This is a genomic window from Paenibacillus wuxiensis (assembly GCF_040195695.1).
Classification (GTDB): Bacteria; Bacillota; Bacilli; order Paenibacillales; family Paenibacillaceae; genus Paenibacillus_B; species Paenibacillus_B suaedae.
This window is the reverse complement of record NZ_JBEFZI010000011.1, coordinates 59,626-78,755: the sequence shown is the minus strand read 5'-3', so window position 1 is coordinate 78,755 and position 19,130 is coordinate 59,626. Positions and strand designations below refer to the sequence as shown.

3 protein-coding genes are annotated in these 19,130 nt (G+C 46.1%); all 3 read left to right on the top strand.

All coding sequences use genetic code 11. The features are described 5' to 3' along the window. Nucleotides 1-15 precede the first annotated feature (15 nt). Genes ABN764_RS23790 through ABN764_RS23780 form a run of 3 tightly spaced genes read left to right on the top strand, consistent with a single transcriptional unit; the run spans nt 16 to nt 19,125 of the window. The gene (locus tag ABN764_RS23790) at nt 16-4,644 is read left to right on the top strand and encodes a beta-ketoacyl synthase N-terminal-like domain-containing protein (protein WP_446673292.1); all 4,629 of its coding nucleotides are present in this window, start codon (nt 16-18) and stop codon (nt 4,642-4,644) included. A gap of 2 nt (nt 4,645-4,646) precedes the next feature. Beyond that, entirely contained in the window at nt 4,647-6,089 is a 1,443-nt protein-coding gene (locus ABN764_RS23785; RefSeq protein WP_446673291.1) for a type I polyketide synthase, read from the top strand. Nucleotides 6,090-6,135: 46 nt separating this feature from the next. Further along, nucleotides 6,136-19,125 (top strand): SDR family NAD(P)-dependent oxidoreductase, encoded by a 12,990-nt coding sequence (locus tag ABN764_RS23780; protein WP_446673290.1) that lies wholly within the window; start codon nt 6,136-6,138, stop codon nt 19,123-19,125. Nucleotides 19,126-19,130 lie beyond the last annotated feature (5 nt).

Here is a 19,130-nt window from a genome sequence, read left to right as displayed (position 1 = left end):
ATAAAGGGTGATAAGATGAAAACAGTATCCTCCGTTAAGCATGCGCAGCAAGCAAAACGGCAAATTGCTGTAATTGGAATGTCATGCAGGTTCCCTTCGGCTCGCAACAAGGATGAATATTGGAGCAATTTGGTTCGCGGTGTGAACAGTATACAAGAGGTTCCGTCTGATCGCTGGAATATCCACGATGTTTATTCGACTGACATCGACGTTCCCAACAAGACCGTGAGCAAATGGTGCGGTGTTGTGGACGGTATATTCGACTTCGATAATTCGTTTTTTAATATTTCTCCCCGTGAAGCCCGCAACATGGATCCACAGCAAAGGCTTCTGCTTGAAGAAGTATGGCGATGCATAGAAGACTCAGGAATTCCTCTTCACGAACTTCAACAGAAGAAGACGGGCGTATATGTCGGGGTAATGACGACCGACTATCGCCAGGAAACATTTCAACGAACTGATGGGATTGAGCCTTACGCCTGCTTAGGCAATTTTGAAGCTATCGCGGCGAATCGATTATCGTACGCGTTCGATTTGAACGGTCCAAGCCACACAATAAATGTGGCATGTGCCTCTTCTCTTGTCGCTATTCATGAAGCGAAGCGGTCTTTGCTATCGGGGGATTGCGATTATGCGATTGCCGGCGGCGTAAACGCAAATCTTCATCCAGCAAAATATATTGCTTTCTCTCAATCCAGAATGTTGAGCCCTGACGGGCAGTGCAAGACATTCGACCTCGACGCCGACGGTTATGTTCCCGGGGATGGAGTGGGAGTCATTCTGCTTCAACGTTTGGATCGAGCCATACAATGCGATAGTCATATATATGGTGTTATCAAGGGATCGAGCGTCAATCACGGAGGGACAGCTTTATCGATGACGGCGCCGCAAGTTCGGGCACAAAGAGAAGTTATAGAATCAGCTTTACGTGAAGCTAATGTAGATCCGTCAACTGTTACATACATAGAAGCACATGGAACGGGCACGTCACTCGGCGATCCGATCGAAATGGAGGCATTGACACAGGCTTTCCGATCATGGACAGATAGGAAAGAATTTTGTGGGGTAGCTTCGGTTAAGACCAATATAGGACATCTTGAAGCAGCTGCAGGAATTGCCGGTATTATCAAAATTTTAATGATGATGCAGCACCGACAAATTCCGCCCCATATCAATTTAAAAACAATAAATCCTTTAATTCGCCTGAGCGGCTCTCCCTTTTTCATTCCGGAGCGAACTATGGATTGGACAGCAGGCGGGGCGTCTCTACCGTTAAGAGCTGGAATTAGTTCATTTGGTTTTGGTGGAGTGAACTCTCATGTTATTGTCGAATCGTATGAAGAAAAAAAGAGAGAGTCAAATAGCAATGAATGGTCAGGTCTGTTTACTATCTCCGCAAAATCGAAACAAAGCTTAGAGGGCTTGATCAAAAAGTGGAAGGCTTTTGTTCAGACGGATTCATTCAACCTTATGCATGTGCGCGACATTTGCTTAACACTTCTTGGTGGGCGATCATCGCTACCGTTCCGATGCGGAGTCCGGGTTAGATCACGCAGTGACATAGAGGCCTACTTATCTTCACCTACCATCATCGAAGCATCAAGTCAGCATAATTCGATTGGACTATACGCTGGTACAGTAACTATTCAAGGTTACAGTGAATTTGCTCCTTTTGCGGAGTTGTGTCCGTCGGCAAAAGAAAAGGTAATGAAGGTATTGGCGGAGGCGGAGAGAGTATTAGGACAGTCCAGAATAAAATCGGGATTTCTCCAAACAAAGTGGCCGGTGAAGCACCTAAGATTATACCAATTTGCCGTGGGATATGTATTGGCAGCGACCCTTAACGATTTAGACTGCACAATTAGTATAACTGCCGGTGAAAGAGAAGGAGTATGGGTAGCACTTGCACTGTCGGGGATTGTATCATTAACCGATGTTGTAAGCATGTTGTACGGCAAAATAGCGGTTAGTGACATTCAACTGAAGCGTCCCGAACTCCCATTCTATGACCATGCAGCAAAAAAAATAAGGAAACCATTTACGATAGATGAAGAATATATGAAGTTGCTGATGAATCTGGAATATCCTGATCCTGTAATATTGCAATATTATGCGCAGCAGGCGGAATTGCTGCTTAATAAACAGTTTACTTTTAAAAAAGTGTGGCGCGAGTGGGGCCAGGTAATCGAGGATGCCGTCGGATTAGACATAACGACGATTCTTCACGACTATGTTAGAATCGGCACAGAGGAACGCGACGTGACGAACGACAGCCTTTTATTTGTAGTTTTGCTGGATTGCTTCCGCCATCTTAACCGTAAATGGGATTTGACGGAACGGGAATTGATTCGTCAATCTGCGTATAGTGAGACTAGGGAGCTGCTTGCGGATGGTATTTTTGACAAGCAACAGGTCGTTTATCTAATCTGTGCCCCGGAATCCAAAGAGAAAGAGTTGCTTGACGCATTGCTGCGGGCAAAGGTTGAAACCCTAACAACAGGAAACTACGATCTACTGAAGAACTGTGGAAATCCGTTCTTGGACATTGCCGACTCTCAGGAGTGGTTAACCAAGCTAACAGGGGTGCAGCAATCGTTTGATTTAGAAGGACACGATATGATCTTGCTGGGGAGCTCGGAATCCTTGTCTTCTGGCTCATTCCGCCATATATTGCAGACTGTCGACTTGCAGCAGGATTTCACTGATCTGCTGCTTACTTTATGGCTGGAAGGCAAGTCCATTGATTGGCGAATGATTGCCGCAGAAGGGCAATACAATAAACTGCCGCTGCCGACCACTGTTTATGAGCGTACCAGATTCAGAATTGATGAATGTGCTGCGGGAAATCAGAGTCAAATATCCAAAGGGCCGGAGTCTATGAACGTATTGAATACAGACAAGAGCCTTCGTCAGGTTCGAAATTCGAATGATGAGGAGTATAACATGGGAATGTCTGACAAGACCGTTTCGTTGCAGAAAGTCGATACCCATATTGCACTGATTGCGATGCAGGACAGATTACATAGGAATATGTTCTCCGAAGAGCTTTTAACAGGCTTAGCGGAAGCTTTTGACGCCGTTCGGGAAGATAAAGAAATTAAGGTTGTGATTTTGACCGGTTATGAAAATGTATTCTCGATGGGGGGCACACAGGGGCAACTGACTGATATTGCTAATCGTGTGAATGAATTCACAAAACTATCAGTCGTATACAAAAGCGCGTTGTCTTGTCCAGTTCCTGTTATTTCAGCTATTCAGGGACACGCGATCGGTGGCGGACTAACGCTTGGCCTCTACGGAGATTTGATTATTATGGCTAATGAAGGAGTCTATACAGCGAACTATGTGAACTATGGATTTACACCAGGTCTTGGTTCTACCTATATTCTTCGGGAGAAATTGGGTCCGGTGTTGGCGACCGAGATGATGCTAACAGCAGGTGAATATCGCGGCGAGGAGTTGAAGCAGCGCGGCTGCTCCATAATTTTCAAGGATCAGCGGGAAGTGCTCCCGGAAGCCGTTAGACTGGCGCGGACTATAGCTTCAAAACCTATACAGGCAGTTCGCACCTTGAAAGAAGAACTAGCGAGGCGCTCGTTAAACGAACTGTTGCCGATTATCGATCGCGAAGTGAAGATGCATGGAGTTGTATTTAATCATCCAGAAGTCCAAGATGTCAAAGATCGCATTCAATATTATTTCAGCAAATCGGATAATCATCGTGCAGAATCTCGACCGAATCATTCTGCTTCGTCAGACTCGAGTAAACCGATAGGCACTCCTCAAGAGCTGCTGCGGGAGGAACGGGAACATGTTGCCCGCACCGTTATGAGCACGATATGCAGAACATTACATTTACCTGCAGATGAGGTTACTCCAGAGGATTCTTTTAAAGAATTGGGCGTGGATTCTATTGCAAGCGTCGAGATCATCAGGGATATCAATAAAGCGCTCAACATTCGATTAGAGGCAGTCACCATTTATGATCATCCACTGGTCGGATCGTTAATCAATTGTGTAGAGCGCGAATGCCTCAAAGAGCTGGGATCCATCCAGCCACATAATAGGCTTGAATCCGAGAGAAGAGGGAATGCAGGGAAGGAAGAGTTGCTCGAAGAAAGAGTTCGTCTCAAGATTCAATTGCGCAGTCCGATAAAAAACAATGCGGATAGCTGCTCGCCGATTATCAATTCCACTCAGAAAGAGTGCATTGGCACGGATGAAAATTCCGACGGGCTTAATCAGATAAAGAATAACCTAGTACATCTATTGAGCCGCATTTTGATGATGCCTTCTGCCGATATTCGGCTGGATCAGGATTTACGTTCAATGGGGGTCGATTCGATCGGTGGCGTTGAATTCATTCGGGACATTAATAAACATTATGAATTGAATCTTGAAACAGTTTCCATATATGATTTTACGACAATTAACGAATTGGCGGCATTGATAATGTCACAGCTTCAAATCGGCGTTAATAACGTCAAAAAGCAATTTTTACGGGAACAAGAACCTGTCCGTGTCGCTTCACCGACACAGTTCGAATCTCCGCCAGTGAAAGCTGAAGATGCAATGTATTTGCTGCAGCAATTAAGTAAAGGACATATAGATGTGGATGAAATATTGAAGCTGACGGGGGATTGAATATGGACGCTCGGCACAATAAAAAGGTTATTCTGGAGAAGATCAGGACGGGACAAATCACACCTGAGGAAGGATACCAGCTTCTATACTCATATTTCGAAGCTGCTGCTGTCGAAAATGCAAAAGAAAAAAAACATCAGCTTTCAGAAATCCGTTCGACGGATATAGCGGTAATCGGTATAAGTGGGCGATTTGCCGGGGCAGAAAATATCTTTCAATTGTGGGGTAACCTTGCAGCAGGCACTGACAGCATAACGGAAATTCCAAATTACCGATGGAATATGGAAAAGTATTATCATCCGTCTTCCGCTCCGAATAAGTCATATTCTAATTGGGCCGGATTATTATCAGATATCGAGCATTTTGATCCTTTATTTTTCAAGATCGCTCCGAAGGAAGCTGAAATGATGGATCCACAGCATAAATTGTTTCTCGAAGAATCCTGGAGGGCACTGGAAGATGCGGGTTATCCTCCTTCTACGCTATCAAGTAAGCGATTTGGCGTATTTGTGGGAGTATTGCCGAACGGATATGAACTCAATTTGAAGGCTAGCGGTAAGGAACTTGATTCTAACATGCTGACTGGCATGGGATGCGCTTATTTGCCTGGGAGAGTCTCTTATTGCCTCAATTTGACCGGTCCGTGCATGGCTATTGATACGGCCTGCTCCTCCTCGCTAGTTGCCGTGCATCAAGCTTGCCAAAGCCTTCGCAGCGGGGAGAGCGAAATGGCTTTAGCGGGAGGAGTCAACATTCTCGTATCCCCTGAAATTCATATTATGACCAGCCAAGGCGGAATGCTGGCCAAAGACGGGAAGTGTAAAACGTTCGACGATTCTGCAGATGGGTTCGTTCCGGGTGAGGCAGTATGCGCAGTTGTCCTGAAGCCGATGGAAAAGGCTGTCCATGATGGCGATTATATATACGGCGTAATTAAAGGTTCTGGCATTAATCAGGATGGTAAAACGAACGGGCTAACTGCGCCAAGCAGGCAGGCTCAATGTAATTTGGAAACGTACGTATATGATATGTACGGCATCGATCCGGCTGTCATTACATATGTAGAGGCTCATGGCACAGGGACAAAACTGGGAGATCCAATCGAGGTATCGGCTTTAACAGAAGCATTTAGAAAATATACGGTTAAGCGGCAATATTGTGCTATAGGCTCGGTAAAAACGAATATTGGGCACACGCTGGCAGCAGCAGGAATTGCCGGATTGATTAAAGTATTGCTGTGTATGAAGTACAAGACGCTCGTGCCATCATTGCATTTTAATCGAGAGAATGAACATCTAAATCTTAAAGAAAGCCCTTTCTTCGTAAATACAGAGAAAAGGCAATGGAACACTGCGGGAGAAGAACGGAGAACTGCAGCCTTGAGCTCCTTCGGTTTAAGCGGAACAAATTGTCATATGGTGATACAGGAGTGGTGCAACGAATAAACAGCAGGTAGGAGATTTTGCGAATTTATGTAGGGAGGCATCAGTCATGGCGCAGGAGAAGGAATTATATCTTATTCCTCTTTCGGCACGAACGAAAGACGCGTTAAACCGGAGACTTTCAGATTTGCTAGATTGGCTGGGCAGAAATGAAGAACAGGCGAGCATCGGGGATATCGCCTATACGTTGGCGATTGGAAGAGAGCACTTTGCTGAGCGCTGTATATTGGCTGCAAGCGATACCGAGGATTTAAAGACTAAGCTTCAACAAATGGTTAGCACAGGACAGGCGTCGGGACACATCGTTCCAGGGACGCAAGAAGGTGCAGGTGAGTTTCCTCTTATGAAGCTTGGGCGGCTGTATATCGAAGGCCGTGATCTGGATTGGCCGCGCTTGTATGCTAACGCCGGATTCCGCAAAATTCCACTCCCGGTTTATTCTTTTGCCAGAGAGAGAGTTCCTGTCGCAACTCCGGTACAGGTTCAGCTTCGCCAGCATGAATCGGAGGTATCAGCTAATTCGAAAGCAGCTTTATTTTATGTTCCTAATTGGGTCCCTGCGGATTTGAAATCGTATGAAGGGCAGAAACCGACCGAAGGAAATACCGTGATTGTTTTCCATGTCGGCACTCCTTTGGCAACAGAGTTGGCGAACTTGCTGGGCAACGGGAATAGATGTATTCTTGTCAAGGCTGGCGACGGCTTTCAATGTATAGGGGATGAAGAATATAAGCTGGTTCCCGGCAATTTCGATCATTGCCGTCAACTGCTGCTTATGCTTTATGATAAAGGCATATTTCCCAATCAAGCGGTCTTTATTGAATCGGCGCATGATGATATGGAGGATGGTAAGCCACGAATTGCGTGGGGAGGCAGTTCCGTTTTTGCGTTCAGTAAGGTTTTGATGCAGCAGGGACAGAGACACGGTATTCGTTTGTTGTATGTATATATGAATAACAAAAACAATTCTCCCCTGCATGCGGCAGTGGGAGCTTTTTGTAGGACAATACATCAAGAGAACCCTCATTATCGTTATAGTTCGATTGAAATTGATCCGACATTCACGGCAGCAGAGGCTTCTAGACTAATTCGCAATGAGTTGGTGGGAGTTTACGCTGAGTTGGAGATTAAGTTTGCCTTACAGCAGAGATTTGTGAAGCGTTATCGAGAAATAGATGTGTCCAATACTGGGCTTCCATACAGAGAACGTGGGGTCTATTTGATCAGCGGCGGTCTTGGTGGCCTAGGCATTATTATATCACGTTTTTTGGCGGAAAAGTTTCGGGCGAAGCTCATCCTTATCGGGCGCTCAGAGCTTGATGACAAGCGGATGAATGTCATTCGGGCACTTGAAGAAGCGGGTTCAGAAGTTTTCTACCTCCGTGCGGATATGTCCGATTATAAACAGGTTAATGAGGGAGTAAAAGATGCTAAACGCCGCTTCGGTCGAATCGACGGTGTTTTTCATGCGGCTGGAATTTACCGAAACGGGTTTATTTTACACAAATCGGAAGAGGATTTCTTGGATGTGCTGTCACCTAAATTAAATGGCGCTATTCACTTGGATCGCGTGCTTATTGACGAGCCTTTGCAATTTTTTGCACTGTTTTCCTCTACCGCATCCGTATTCGGAAAGGTAGGACAATCCGATTATGCTTATGCCAACAGCTTTTTGGATCATTTTGCTATTAGTCGGCAAAAAATGGTTCAGGAAGGGGAACGCTTCGGCAATACCGTCTCAGTAAACTGGCCATTATGGGAAGACGGCGGCATGCAGATATCTGCTCTGGAAAGGACAAGTCTTATCGAGCAAGGTGGCATTTATCCTTTGCCAAGTGATAAAGGAATTGAGGCACTGTCCGCTGGTCTGCTGCAAAATAAGGGTCAACTGATGGTGCTGTACGGTACCAAGACCCAGACGAGTGTTTATGTGGAAAGGAAAATAACCCCTGACGGAAGGGGCGATGAGTATTCTAGCAAAAATAGTGATGTAAATTGCGAGATACATGAGCCGCCTAAATCGGTAAAGGAAACCTGCATTGAATCCCGGGAAGATTTGCTGCATAAAGTGGAGCAATGGTTGGCCGCCATTATTGCTGAAGAAATTGGACTTTCCCCTGAAAGGGTCGAAGCTCAGATTCCCTTTGAAAATTACGGCATAGATTCAATCATCATCAATCGCTTTAATGCAGTAATGGAGGAGAAATTTCTTGCGCTGCCCAAAACGCTTCTCTTCGAATATCGCAATATTCGTGAGGTAGCCAATTATTTGTTAGCCTCTTATCATGAACAATTGCTGGAAGTATTGAATATAGCTGGCATGGATCAAGCTCGGCAGCACTGGCAAGGGGAATACTCTCAAGAAATGAAAATGCCAAGCATACCTCGGGATGTCGACATCCCGCAGACTGTCTCCATGAATCCTTCCGATTCTGAAGACCAGATTGCCATTATCGGGGTTGTTGGCCGTTATCCTCAAGCGAAAAACTTGGATGAATTCTGGAGGAACCTGAAGGAAGGGAGGGACTGCATTACTGAAATACCTCCCGGGCGGTGGGATTGTTCTGATATATACGATCCGAATCCTGAAATGGCAAGATTAGGTAAAATATATTGCAAATGGGGAGGGTTTATCGATGACATTGATCGATTCGATCCTCTATTTTTTAATATTTCCCCGAAGGAAGCTGAAACCATGGATCCTCAGGAACGAATGTTTCTGGAGACCGTGTGGGCATTGTTTGAAGATGCCGGTTATACAAAAGAGCGGCTAATGGAATATATTCGTCATGAGAGTAGTCCGGATATTGGCGTTTTTGTAGGTACGACTACAAGCTCTTACAATATGCTGGGTCAAGCAGTGAATGAGGATGGAGAAATGGTCATCCCGAATGCAATGCCATGGTCGATAGCCAATCGTGTCTCCTATGTATTCAACTTCTGCGGGCCTAGCATGCCGGTGGATACAGCTTGCTCTTCATCGCTGACGGCAGTTCATTTGGCCTGTGAAAGCTTAAAGAAAAGGGAATGCCGAATGGCGGTAGCAGGTGGAGTCAATATCTATTTGCATCCCTCTAAATATGCAACCATGTGTCAGCTTCGCATGTTGAGCAAAGACGGAAAATGCCGCAGCTTCGGACTCGGAGGGAATGGATTTGTCCCCGGCGAAGGGGTAGGGGCGATTCTGCTTAAACCGTTAAGCCAAGCGATTAGGGACGGAGATCATATTTATGCGGTTATTAAATCCAGCTCGATAAACCATGGCGGTCGAACGAACGGATATACAGTTCCGAATCCGAACGCTCAAGCTGCTTTAGTCACAGATGCGATCAGGAAGGCCGGTATTGATCCTAGAACGCTCGGTTACATTGAGGCCCACGGAACAGGGACGGCGTTAGGTGATCCGATTGAAATCTCTGGATTAACAAAAGCGTTTCGATCATTTACTGATGAAAGGCAATTCTGTTCCATTGGTTCTGTTAAATCGAACATTGGCCATTTGGAATCGGCGGCGGGCATTGCCGGAATAACAAAGATATTGCTGCAAATGAAGCATCGGTATCTAGTTCCTTCGCTGCATGTGCAGCAAGAAAATCCGAATATTGAATTTGAAGATACGCCATTTTATGTTCAAAAAGAAGCAGCAGAGTGGAAACCGAGTATTTTTGCAAATGAGGAGAAAAATTCTATACCTAGAAGAGCGTCCGTCAGCTCGTTTGGAGCAGGGGGCGTTAACGTACATATCATTTTGGAGGAGTACTCGGCGAATACAGCTATGTCAACGAATGCTGCGGATGATAGGAAGCAGTTACTCGTTTTTTCTGCACGAAATCAGGATCGGTTACAGCAATATGCTGGCATATGGATGCGCTATTTAAATTCTGTTTTAGAGGAAGAGGAATCCGATTCGAAAACAGCAATAGACGATGCAGAACCGTCGCAATGGTTGAGAGCCTTATTCAACAAAATCAAGGACGTTCCATCTGGTGCACGTGGCCTTTCTGCCACAGCAATGAAGCATTTCGTAGAAGGACGTGCTGAGCTTATCGCCGAAGTTAGGCTTCATTTACTGTGCCAACTTCAATTGAAGGGCCTGTTTACAGTGGAAGGTGAGCAGGCGAACACAGATCGAGTATATAACGTACTAGGTGCTTTGCCCGGGTACCGCAAGCTGATTGTCAGTATGCTTGAACTTTTGACGCAAGGAGGATTCCTACAGAAGGAACAGCAGTTATTTACGGCTACTAATGCAGTTACAGATTGGAACATTCGTTCATTTCGGGATAATGGATACTATCCCCACTTGTCGAGTTTTTGCAGCCGGTACCCGGAGCTGGAGGCATGGGCTCATTTGGCGCATGATTGCATAAGTGCTCTTCCTAAGGTTATTTCGGGAAAGGAAAAGTATACGGATATTCTATTCCCGAATAGCTCTATGGAGAAGGTTGAACCTGTTTATCGAGGAAACGAGATTACGGATTATTACAATAGGCTGGTAGCCATATGTGTGCTCCAACATGTGGAGGAAATGCTCCGCAAATGCCCGGATACTAAAATCCGGATATTAGAAATCGGTGCCGGTACTGGGGGAACCAGCAGGCATGTAATGGAATCGCTTGTTCGGGTTAAGGAGCATGTCCATTATTTTTACACGGATGTTTCAGCGGGTTTTACCCAATATGGAAAGAGAACCCATCATTCCTTGGGGCTCCCTTATATAGATTATCAAGTATTAAACATTGAGAAATCACCTGAACATCAAGGTTTCGACTTGAACAGTATGGACATTGTTTTTGCAACCAATGCACTTCATGCAACTAGAAATATGAGGAGGACGCTTAAGCATGCTAAGTCATTGCTGAAGCCGAGCGGCTTGTTCATTGTAAATGAAGTGACTAGAAGATTGGATTATGCCACATTATCTTTCGGCCTTACAGACGGTTGGTGGCTGTACGAAGAAGAGGAGGGTAGAATTGATCATTCTCCTTTGCTAACTGTCACACGGTGGAAGGATTTATTGATGGATGTTGGGTTTGGCGCGGCTCATGCCTTCGGCTTGCCAGAACCTTATTTGCACGAATCTGATCAGCATGTGATTGTGTCTGGAGCTGTTCTTCGTACACAGAATGATGATGCTCTTGCTGTTCCTTGTTTACGGGATATTGCATTTACGCTGCAGACTGGTCGGGAGGCAATGGAGGAACGTCTAGCCGTAGTTGGTTCTGACATAAGACATTTGCGGGACAAGCTGCAGGCATTTATTGTGGGGAAGCGCGAAGAAGAAGACATTTATGTGGGAAATGCAAGGCGGTCACGAGAACTGGCAGACCCTTTCTTTAAAGGAAAAGAGGGAGAGGGATTTATTCACACTGCTATCCAAGACAATCGGTTGGACACATTAGCGCGCCTATGGGTGATGGGAGCGGAAGTGGACTGGACTCTATTGTGGAACGGAGAGGCAAAACGCATTTCACTGCCTACCTATCCTTTCGAACGCGGGCAATATTGGATTCCCCAATCCAATCCGGGTACGATTCCATCCGAAGTAGTGCGCGAAGACAGTTGTATTTCCCTAAAGTCGCCTATGAATTCCGCAAATCAATCGGGAAAGAACGAGACCCTGTTCTATTACTGGGATTGGATCAAAGACGGGGAATCTTCAGAGAATACAGTTGCAGGGCTGCAAGAAGATTTACTTGTTTTTTGCAATCAGCTGGAGGATGGTTTGAAAGTCCGCCATATGGTCGATGCAGGATCCGGGAACGCAAGAGTGTTTATCGTGATTCGGCATAACGATTTTAATCGGATTGACGACAAACATTATGAAATGAATATCGAACGGGAGCATGATTTTACACGATTGTTCGAACAATTGAGTCTTAGCGGTTTCCGTCCCGGGCATGTACTGCACTTATTATCTTTTGGCAGCAGCATACGTTGCAGCGATGGATACCAAGCAGACTTGGAAACCGGATTTTATTCAGTGGTTTCCCTTTGCCGACAATGGTACACATCATTTCCTGAGCATAGCCTGAACATGGCCTACGCTTATCCGGGGGATTTGATGACGTCTCACCCTGAATTTTCAGCTATTGCTGGATTTGCAAGAAGCCTAACTATGGAACAACATCGATTTTCCTGTGTGATAGCTGGGTTTACGTCTCAAAATGTTGATCTTGCTGCACGTTGTCTATTAAGTGAACTTGGACGAAGCTTACCAGATGTGAGGGAACTTTTGTATGCGCAAGGAGTGCGCTATACAAGAAAAAGACTTGAATATGCGCTTCTAGATGTAGAGACCTCTACAACATGCTCTATAAAATCAGACGGGATATATTTAATCACCGGAGGCGCGGGCGGTTTAGGGCTCATGATGGCACGTTACTTTGCCCAGCAAGGGGTACGCCAGCTCCTATTGACGGGGCGTTCGAAGTTGCAGCAGGAGCAGCGGGAGCAGATTCAAGAGATTGCCAAGTTGGGGTGCAGAGTAGAGTATTGGATGGCGGATATTGGATGCAGGTCAGAAGTCGAACGCCTAATTACGAATATGAAGGAACGCTTCGGAGCTATCAATGGAATCATTCATGCAGCCGGTGTTGTACGGGATTGCGCGTTGATCAACAAAGACAGAAAGCAGGCGGAGCAAGTCATCCATCCAAAAGTCTATGGAACGATTTTTCTCGATGAGGTGACAAGAAACGAGACGCTGGATTTCTTCGTCATGTTTTCATCATTAGCCTCCGTTCTCGGAAATTCCGGTCAGACAGACTACGCTTTCGCTAATTCGTTCATGGATTTTTATGCGGAATACCGTCATACAATGGAACGGAAGGGAGAACGAAGTGGCAAAACTTTAGCCATACAATGGCCGTACTGGCAGCATGGAGGCATGAGGATGAATCCCCAGGCAGAGCAATGGTTTACAAATGCGATGGGATTTCGTCCCATGCCGTCCGAGTGCGGGTGGCAGTCGTTTCTGCTCGGATTGCAGGCACCTTGCTCACAATTGGCGGTCATGCACGGGGATGCGCAAGCGATAAGACAAAGAATCGAGCTGCCCCAACAAACGGCATCGTTCATAACGGGAAGCGTCGACGTGAATGGTATGTCAGAATATGTGCATCAAACCATTACCGACATGACAGGGAAAATTGTGAAAATCCGTTCGGATTCTCTCGATCCTGATGCGGAGTTCGGGCATTACGGCTTTGATTCCAATTCACTCATGCAGCTAATCAATTCGTTGAATGCTGAGTTCGAACTGCAACTAATGCCATCTTTCTTGTACGAGTACACAACGATTCGTCGCGTCAGCGATTACATTGTCACCCACTATGGGGAAAATGTTCAGCAGTCAATGAACAAATTAACGGATTATCAGCAGCTTCTAGTGCCATTTCCGCATATTCAGAAAGACTGCGAGTCTGAATCAGCGAAAAAAACTAGTGACCCGAACGATACGAACGATGCTAGTAAGAAAGAAGGATTAAAGCCGATTGCCATCATCGGAGTAAGTGGCGTATTTCCTCATGCGGAAAATACGGAAGTTTTTTGGAACAACTTGATCAATGGAATTGATTGCATTGGAGAAGTACCGAACCATAGATGGGATTGGAAAGCTTATTATGGCGATCCTTTATCGGAAACCAATAAAACGAATATCAAATGGGGCGGATTTATCGAGGATGAGGATAAATTCGATTCTTTATTTTTTCGCATTTCACCGCGCGAAGCAGCATGGATGGATCCACAGCAGCGTCTGTTTTTAGAAACGGTGTGGAAGACCATTGAGGATGCTGGTTATCGGGCCGATCGATTATCAGGCTCGCGAACAGGGCTGTTTGTTGGCGTTTCCGGAAGCGACTATCATGATTTGATCAAAAAATCGGGAATCGAGACAGTTTCCCATTCTGCTACTGGGACTGCACATTCGATTTTGGCGAATCGCATATCCTATCTTCTGGATTGGCGAGGACCCAGCGAACCGATCGATACGGCCTGCTCCAGTTCGCTGGTGGCGATAAAGCGGGCAGTCGATGCGATCCGCCACGATGAGTGCGACATGGCGATCGCTGGAGGAGTAAATTTGCTGCTTGATCCGGAATTATATGTTTCTTTGAGCAAAGCGGGGATGCTCTCTGGAACGGGGAGATGCAGAACCTTCGACGAAGGAGCAAACGGATATGCACGCAGTGAGGGTGCAGCGGCGATCCTCTTGAAACCATTGGAACGGGCGGTGGCGGACGGGGATCAGATCTATGCTGTTATTAGAGGAATCGACGTCAATCATGGGGGAAGCGCCCACTCCTTGACAGCGCCCAATCCTGCAGCGCAAGCGGAGGTTATTGAGAGAGCTTGGATACAATCGGGCATTGATCCAAGCACAGTGTCCTATATCGAAACTCATGGCACGGGAACCAAGCTTGGCGATCCTGTTGAGATTGAAGGGTTGAAACTGGCGTTCAAGCATCTTTATGAACGTTGGGGGATAGTTTACCCAGGGAACACCGCATGTGGATTGGGTTCAGTAAAAACAAGCATAGGACATTTGGAACCGGCAGCCGGAATTGCCAGTGTTGTAAAGGTAATGATGGCGATGAAGCATGGCAAGCTTCCAGGGAATATTCACTTTCAAAAATTGAACCCTTATATTGAGCTTGGTGGTTCTCCGTTCTATATCGTAGCGAAGAACAAGGATTGGATATCCGCAACAGACCATAATGGAAACCATATGCTACGCCGAGCAGGCATCAGTTCTTTCGGATTTGGCGGCGTTAATGCTCATTTAGTATTGGAGGAGCATGTTAAATCTTCGGTCGTTCATATGCAATCGGATGCTCAAGAGCAGATTGTCGTGCTGTCAGCAAAAGATGAAAAGCGGCTCAAGTGCTATGCAGAGCAACTGCTAATACATCTTAACAGCTTCTTCAGTCAGTTATCAGACAAATGCATAGTGATGGAACGTATTCAGGAGGAACTGTTGACGATGTGCGCCACGACGCTTGACATGGACAGAGCTTACATCGGGGCAGACGAGGGGATTGATCATCTGGGAGCTGAGCCTATTCATTTGTTACGACTTATGGAAAAAATTAATGAGAAGTATCAACTGAATTTGAATCATATGCAGTTAGATGGTTACCCTTCTGTTGCCCAATTGTCTAAGCGAATAGTTGAGCAGAATACATCCAGTGGTTCCCTTTCTCGTGAATTCTCCACAGAGGAGCGGGAAAAAGAGAAAAATGCGATTCCATCCCTTGCTTCTCTTGCGTACACACTGCAGGTTGGCAGGGTTCCAATGGAGGAGAGGGTCGCGTTCGTTGTTTCCTCCGTAGAGGATCTGTGTCATAAATTGCAGCAATTCATAACTGGAGGAGCGGTAACGGGCATATACAGAGGGAAGCAAAGCAAGGCAGGGCATGCTTCAGCAGCTTCAGCAACCCGGAATCACTTCTCCCAACTTGAAACTGAGGATCCTCGTCTTTTGGCAGAACAATGGGCAGCGGGGGCAGAGATAGATTGGGAGAATTTTAATGGTGAGATCAGCCCAGCCAAAGTATCGTTGCCAACGTATCCCTTTATGCGACAGTCCCATTGGATTTTACCCCGGAAATCATCTGCATGTCAGCAAGCGCCGAGTTCCGCTGCGGAGAAGAGTGATCGGCTCTTATTAAGCAAGGTGTGGAAAAGATGCCGGGTAGAGAGTATCGAAGAAAGTCCTCTGCTGTCACCAATTCTGATCATAGCCAACAAAGATACCGAAAAACTGGCAGAATGGATAGCGAAAAGGACAGAAGTTGTTCTGGTGACGGATGGAAATATTTACAGTGAGATTGGCAAGGATCGGTTCTCAGCTGACCTGCAGGAAGAAAGTCATGCCTTACTAATTATGGAGAAATTGGAGGCTGCAGGACATGTCTTTTCTGCATTTGTAGATATATCCGATCTTCACCGCGATGAGCTTCACGTTTCAGCGATTAACTGGGGGAAAATCTCCTTGTTGCAATGGTTTGTTAAACGATCAATGAGTGTAGGAGCTCAAGTGCTACATTTTACTCAAGATTTGCAGGCATTTGCTTCGACTCGACATACGTTAGCTGGAGCTAACTTTGCTGGAATTGTTAAGATGTTAAGCTCGGAATATCGAAAAGTAGCAAGTAAAACGATCGACCTCGATCGTTTCCCGATCAACGAGAATGCAATGCTGGAACTTATTCGGCGCGAGTTGAAAGTGGAGGACAACGTAAGTGAGATTTGCTATCGAGACGGAGAACGATATTACCCAGAAATGATGGAAGTGGGTAAAGCGGACACAGGAGAAAAGTTGGAATTCTCTTCCGATCAGGTTTATGTCATTACGGGTGGAACTAGAGGCATCGGAGCTGAGTTGGCGCGACATTTTGTCAAATTAGGTGCAACTAAGCTCGTTATCATGGGAAAGAGTTATCTTCCAGATCGAAGCAAGTGGGAAATGCTAATGCAGCAATCCGATAATGTCGGAATCCGAGAACGCGAGTCCATCAGACTGATCTTAGAGTTGGAGGGTATGGGGGCCTCAATCCGTTACTATTGCGGATCGCTTACAGACAAAACCGGATTGCGTTCGTTTTTTGATGGGATTCGGAGCAGCTTCGGGGAGATTGCCGGCGTGGTTCATTGTGCCGGAGCACGCGATGATACGAATGTAGCTTTCATTCATAAACAGGCGGGCGACATGCAGAAGGTGTTCGAACCGAAAATTGACGGCTTGCAGCTTCTTCATGAAATATTGAGTTCATGTTCCTTGCAATTTTTCGTATTATTCTCCTCGGTTGCCGGGACGGTTCCTACCTTAGCAGCGGCATCCAGCGATTATGCCAATGCGAATGCCTTTATGGACTATTTTGCTGAATACCAGCATAAGCGGGGAAATACCTATTATCTTTCGCTGGCATGGCCTAGTTGGAAGGAAACGGGGATGGGGGAAGTACGTACACCTGCTTATACACAGATGGGGTTCAATTCCCTTTCTACTGCAGAAGGACTTCGCTTGTTTGAATGGGCGCTGAGAAATAGAGAAGCTTATTCGCTGCTCTTGCCGTGTACGGTACAGCGACAATTCGATCAAGCGTCCTTGTTACGGATTTCTACGTTTTTGACAAATACGACGGCTAGCAATGCTGTACATGATAGCTCAACGCAAGAGAAACGAAATGAGCGGAGCAATTGCATTGGTAGGAACGAGCCGGAATCGGACATAAAAGGGAAACTTAAACGACTGTTCGCAGCAGAATTGAATTTGGAAGAAGAGCAGATTGATGATGATGTTCATTTCAGCGAATATGGAGTAGATTCAATTTTGTTGTCCGAATTGGTTAAGAAAGCGGAGATGCTCGTCGGCGGAAAGCTTGAACCATCGATAATATTGGAATATCCAACGATTGCAGCGCTAAGCGAGCAGCTTGCCGTACAGAATGCGAGGAACGGTTTTGCCAGACGAAACGAGTTAGTACAAGAGGGAAAAGCACCACTTAAGCTGTCAATGGAAAAGAGCAATGAAAGCCAAAAGGAAGACAGCATTGGACGCAAAATTGCAGTGATTGGCATGGCGTGTCAGTTTCCCCAATCACCTGACCTGGAAACATTTTGGCAGCGACTAATTGAGGGTGCCGACTGTATAACCGAGGTTCCGAAGGAACGATGGGATACGGAAAAATTGTACTCCAAGGATGCGCGTAGCGGTAAGAGTATCAGCAAATGGGGAGGATTTTTGCAGGATATTGAGAGCTTCGATCCTCGCTATTTTAAAATTCGCGAGGAGCTTGCAGCCCAAATCGATCCTGGAATCAGGAAGTTTTTAGAGGTTTGCGATCAAGCGCTCAGAGATGCAGGCTATCTGCAGCAAGAACTATCCGGCCGCAACGTCGGTGTATATGCGGGGGCCAGAATGAGTTCATATTGCGGAAGGATTAAGGAGCCGCTAGCCGATACAGTCACAGGTAGCGGTCAAAACTTTATTGCTGGTCATGTGTCTCACTTTTTTAATTTCAAGGGTCCGAACGTTGTTGTGGATTCGGCCTGTTCCTCTTCACTAGTTAGTCTTCATTTGGCATGTCAAAGCTTGTTGGCCGGGGAATCGGAGATGGCTTTGGCCGGGGGAGTCGATATATTGTTGGACGAGCAACCTTATCTCATGTTGAGTCAAGGCAGGGCGCTGTCTCCGGATGGAAGATGCCGCACTTTTGATGAGGGAGCGAACGGATTTGTGCCTGGGGAGGGCTGCGGTGCAGTTTTGTTGAAGCCACTCCGGCAAGCCGTATCAGACGGCGACAGAATCTATGCCGTTATTGAAGCTACGGCAGTTAATAATGACGGACATACAATGGGAATAACGACACCTAATCCGGAAGCGCAAATGGAAGTTATCGAAAAGGCTCTTGATGTGGCTGGAGTATCACCGGAATCCATTACTTATATAGAAACACACGGCACAGGAACGATGATTGGCGATCCAATTGAGCTGCGTGCTTTAACCAATACCTTTCGTAAATATACAAATGCCTTGCAATATTGCGGTGTTGGCAGCGTCAAAACCAATATCGGCCATTTATTGAGCGCCGCAGGAATTGCTAGCTTCATCAAAACGGCTTTGGCGATTCATAACGGGCATCTTCCGCCAACGCTTCATTGCTCTACGCCGAATCCAAGGTTCCAATTCAGTAGTTCTCCATTCTATCCTGTTACCGAAGCGAAGGAGTGGATGCCACCGCATGGTGTCCGAATGGCTGGAATTAGTTCCTTTGGATTCGGGGGTACTAATGCCCATGTCATACTAAGTTCATGGAATAACGAGGGCATTTGCGTACGCTCCCCGCTTCCGAAAGCGAGTTTCAATAAGGGACGCTACTGGATCGAGGCTGAAATACAGACAGACGAGCATTTCAGATCGAGCGAAGCGAAAGAGAATACATGCGAGCTGCCTTTATTTTTGCAAATCATCGATGAGTCTGGTGAAAACTCCGATACAGAACGGCTGGAAGAAAAAAGTGTTGTCATCTAGCCGGC

Excerpts from the sequence above, each read along its gene's own strand:
- ABN764_RS23790 (WP_446673292.1), top strand. The coding sequence starts at position 16 with ATGAAAACAGTATCCTCCGTTAAGCATGCGCAGCAAGCAAAACGGCAA.
- ABN764_RS23785 (WP_446673291.1), top strand. The coding sequence starts at position 4,647 with ATGGACGCTCGGCACAATAAAAAGGTTATTCTGGAGAAGATCAGGACG.
- ABN764_RS23780 (WP_446673290.1), top strand. The coding sequence starts at position 6,136 with ATGGCGCAGGAGAAGGAATTATATCTTATTCCTCTTTCGGCACGAACG.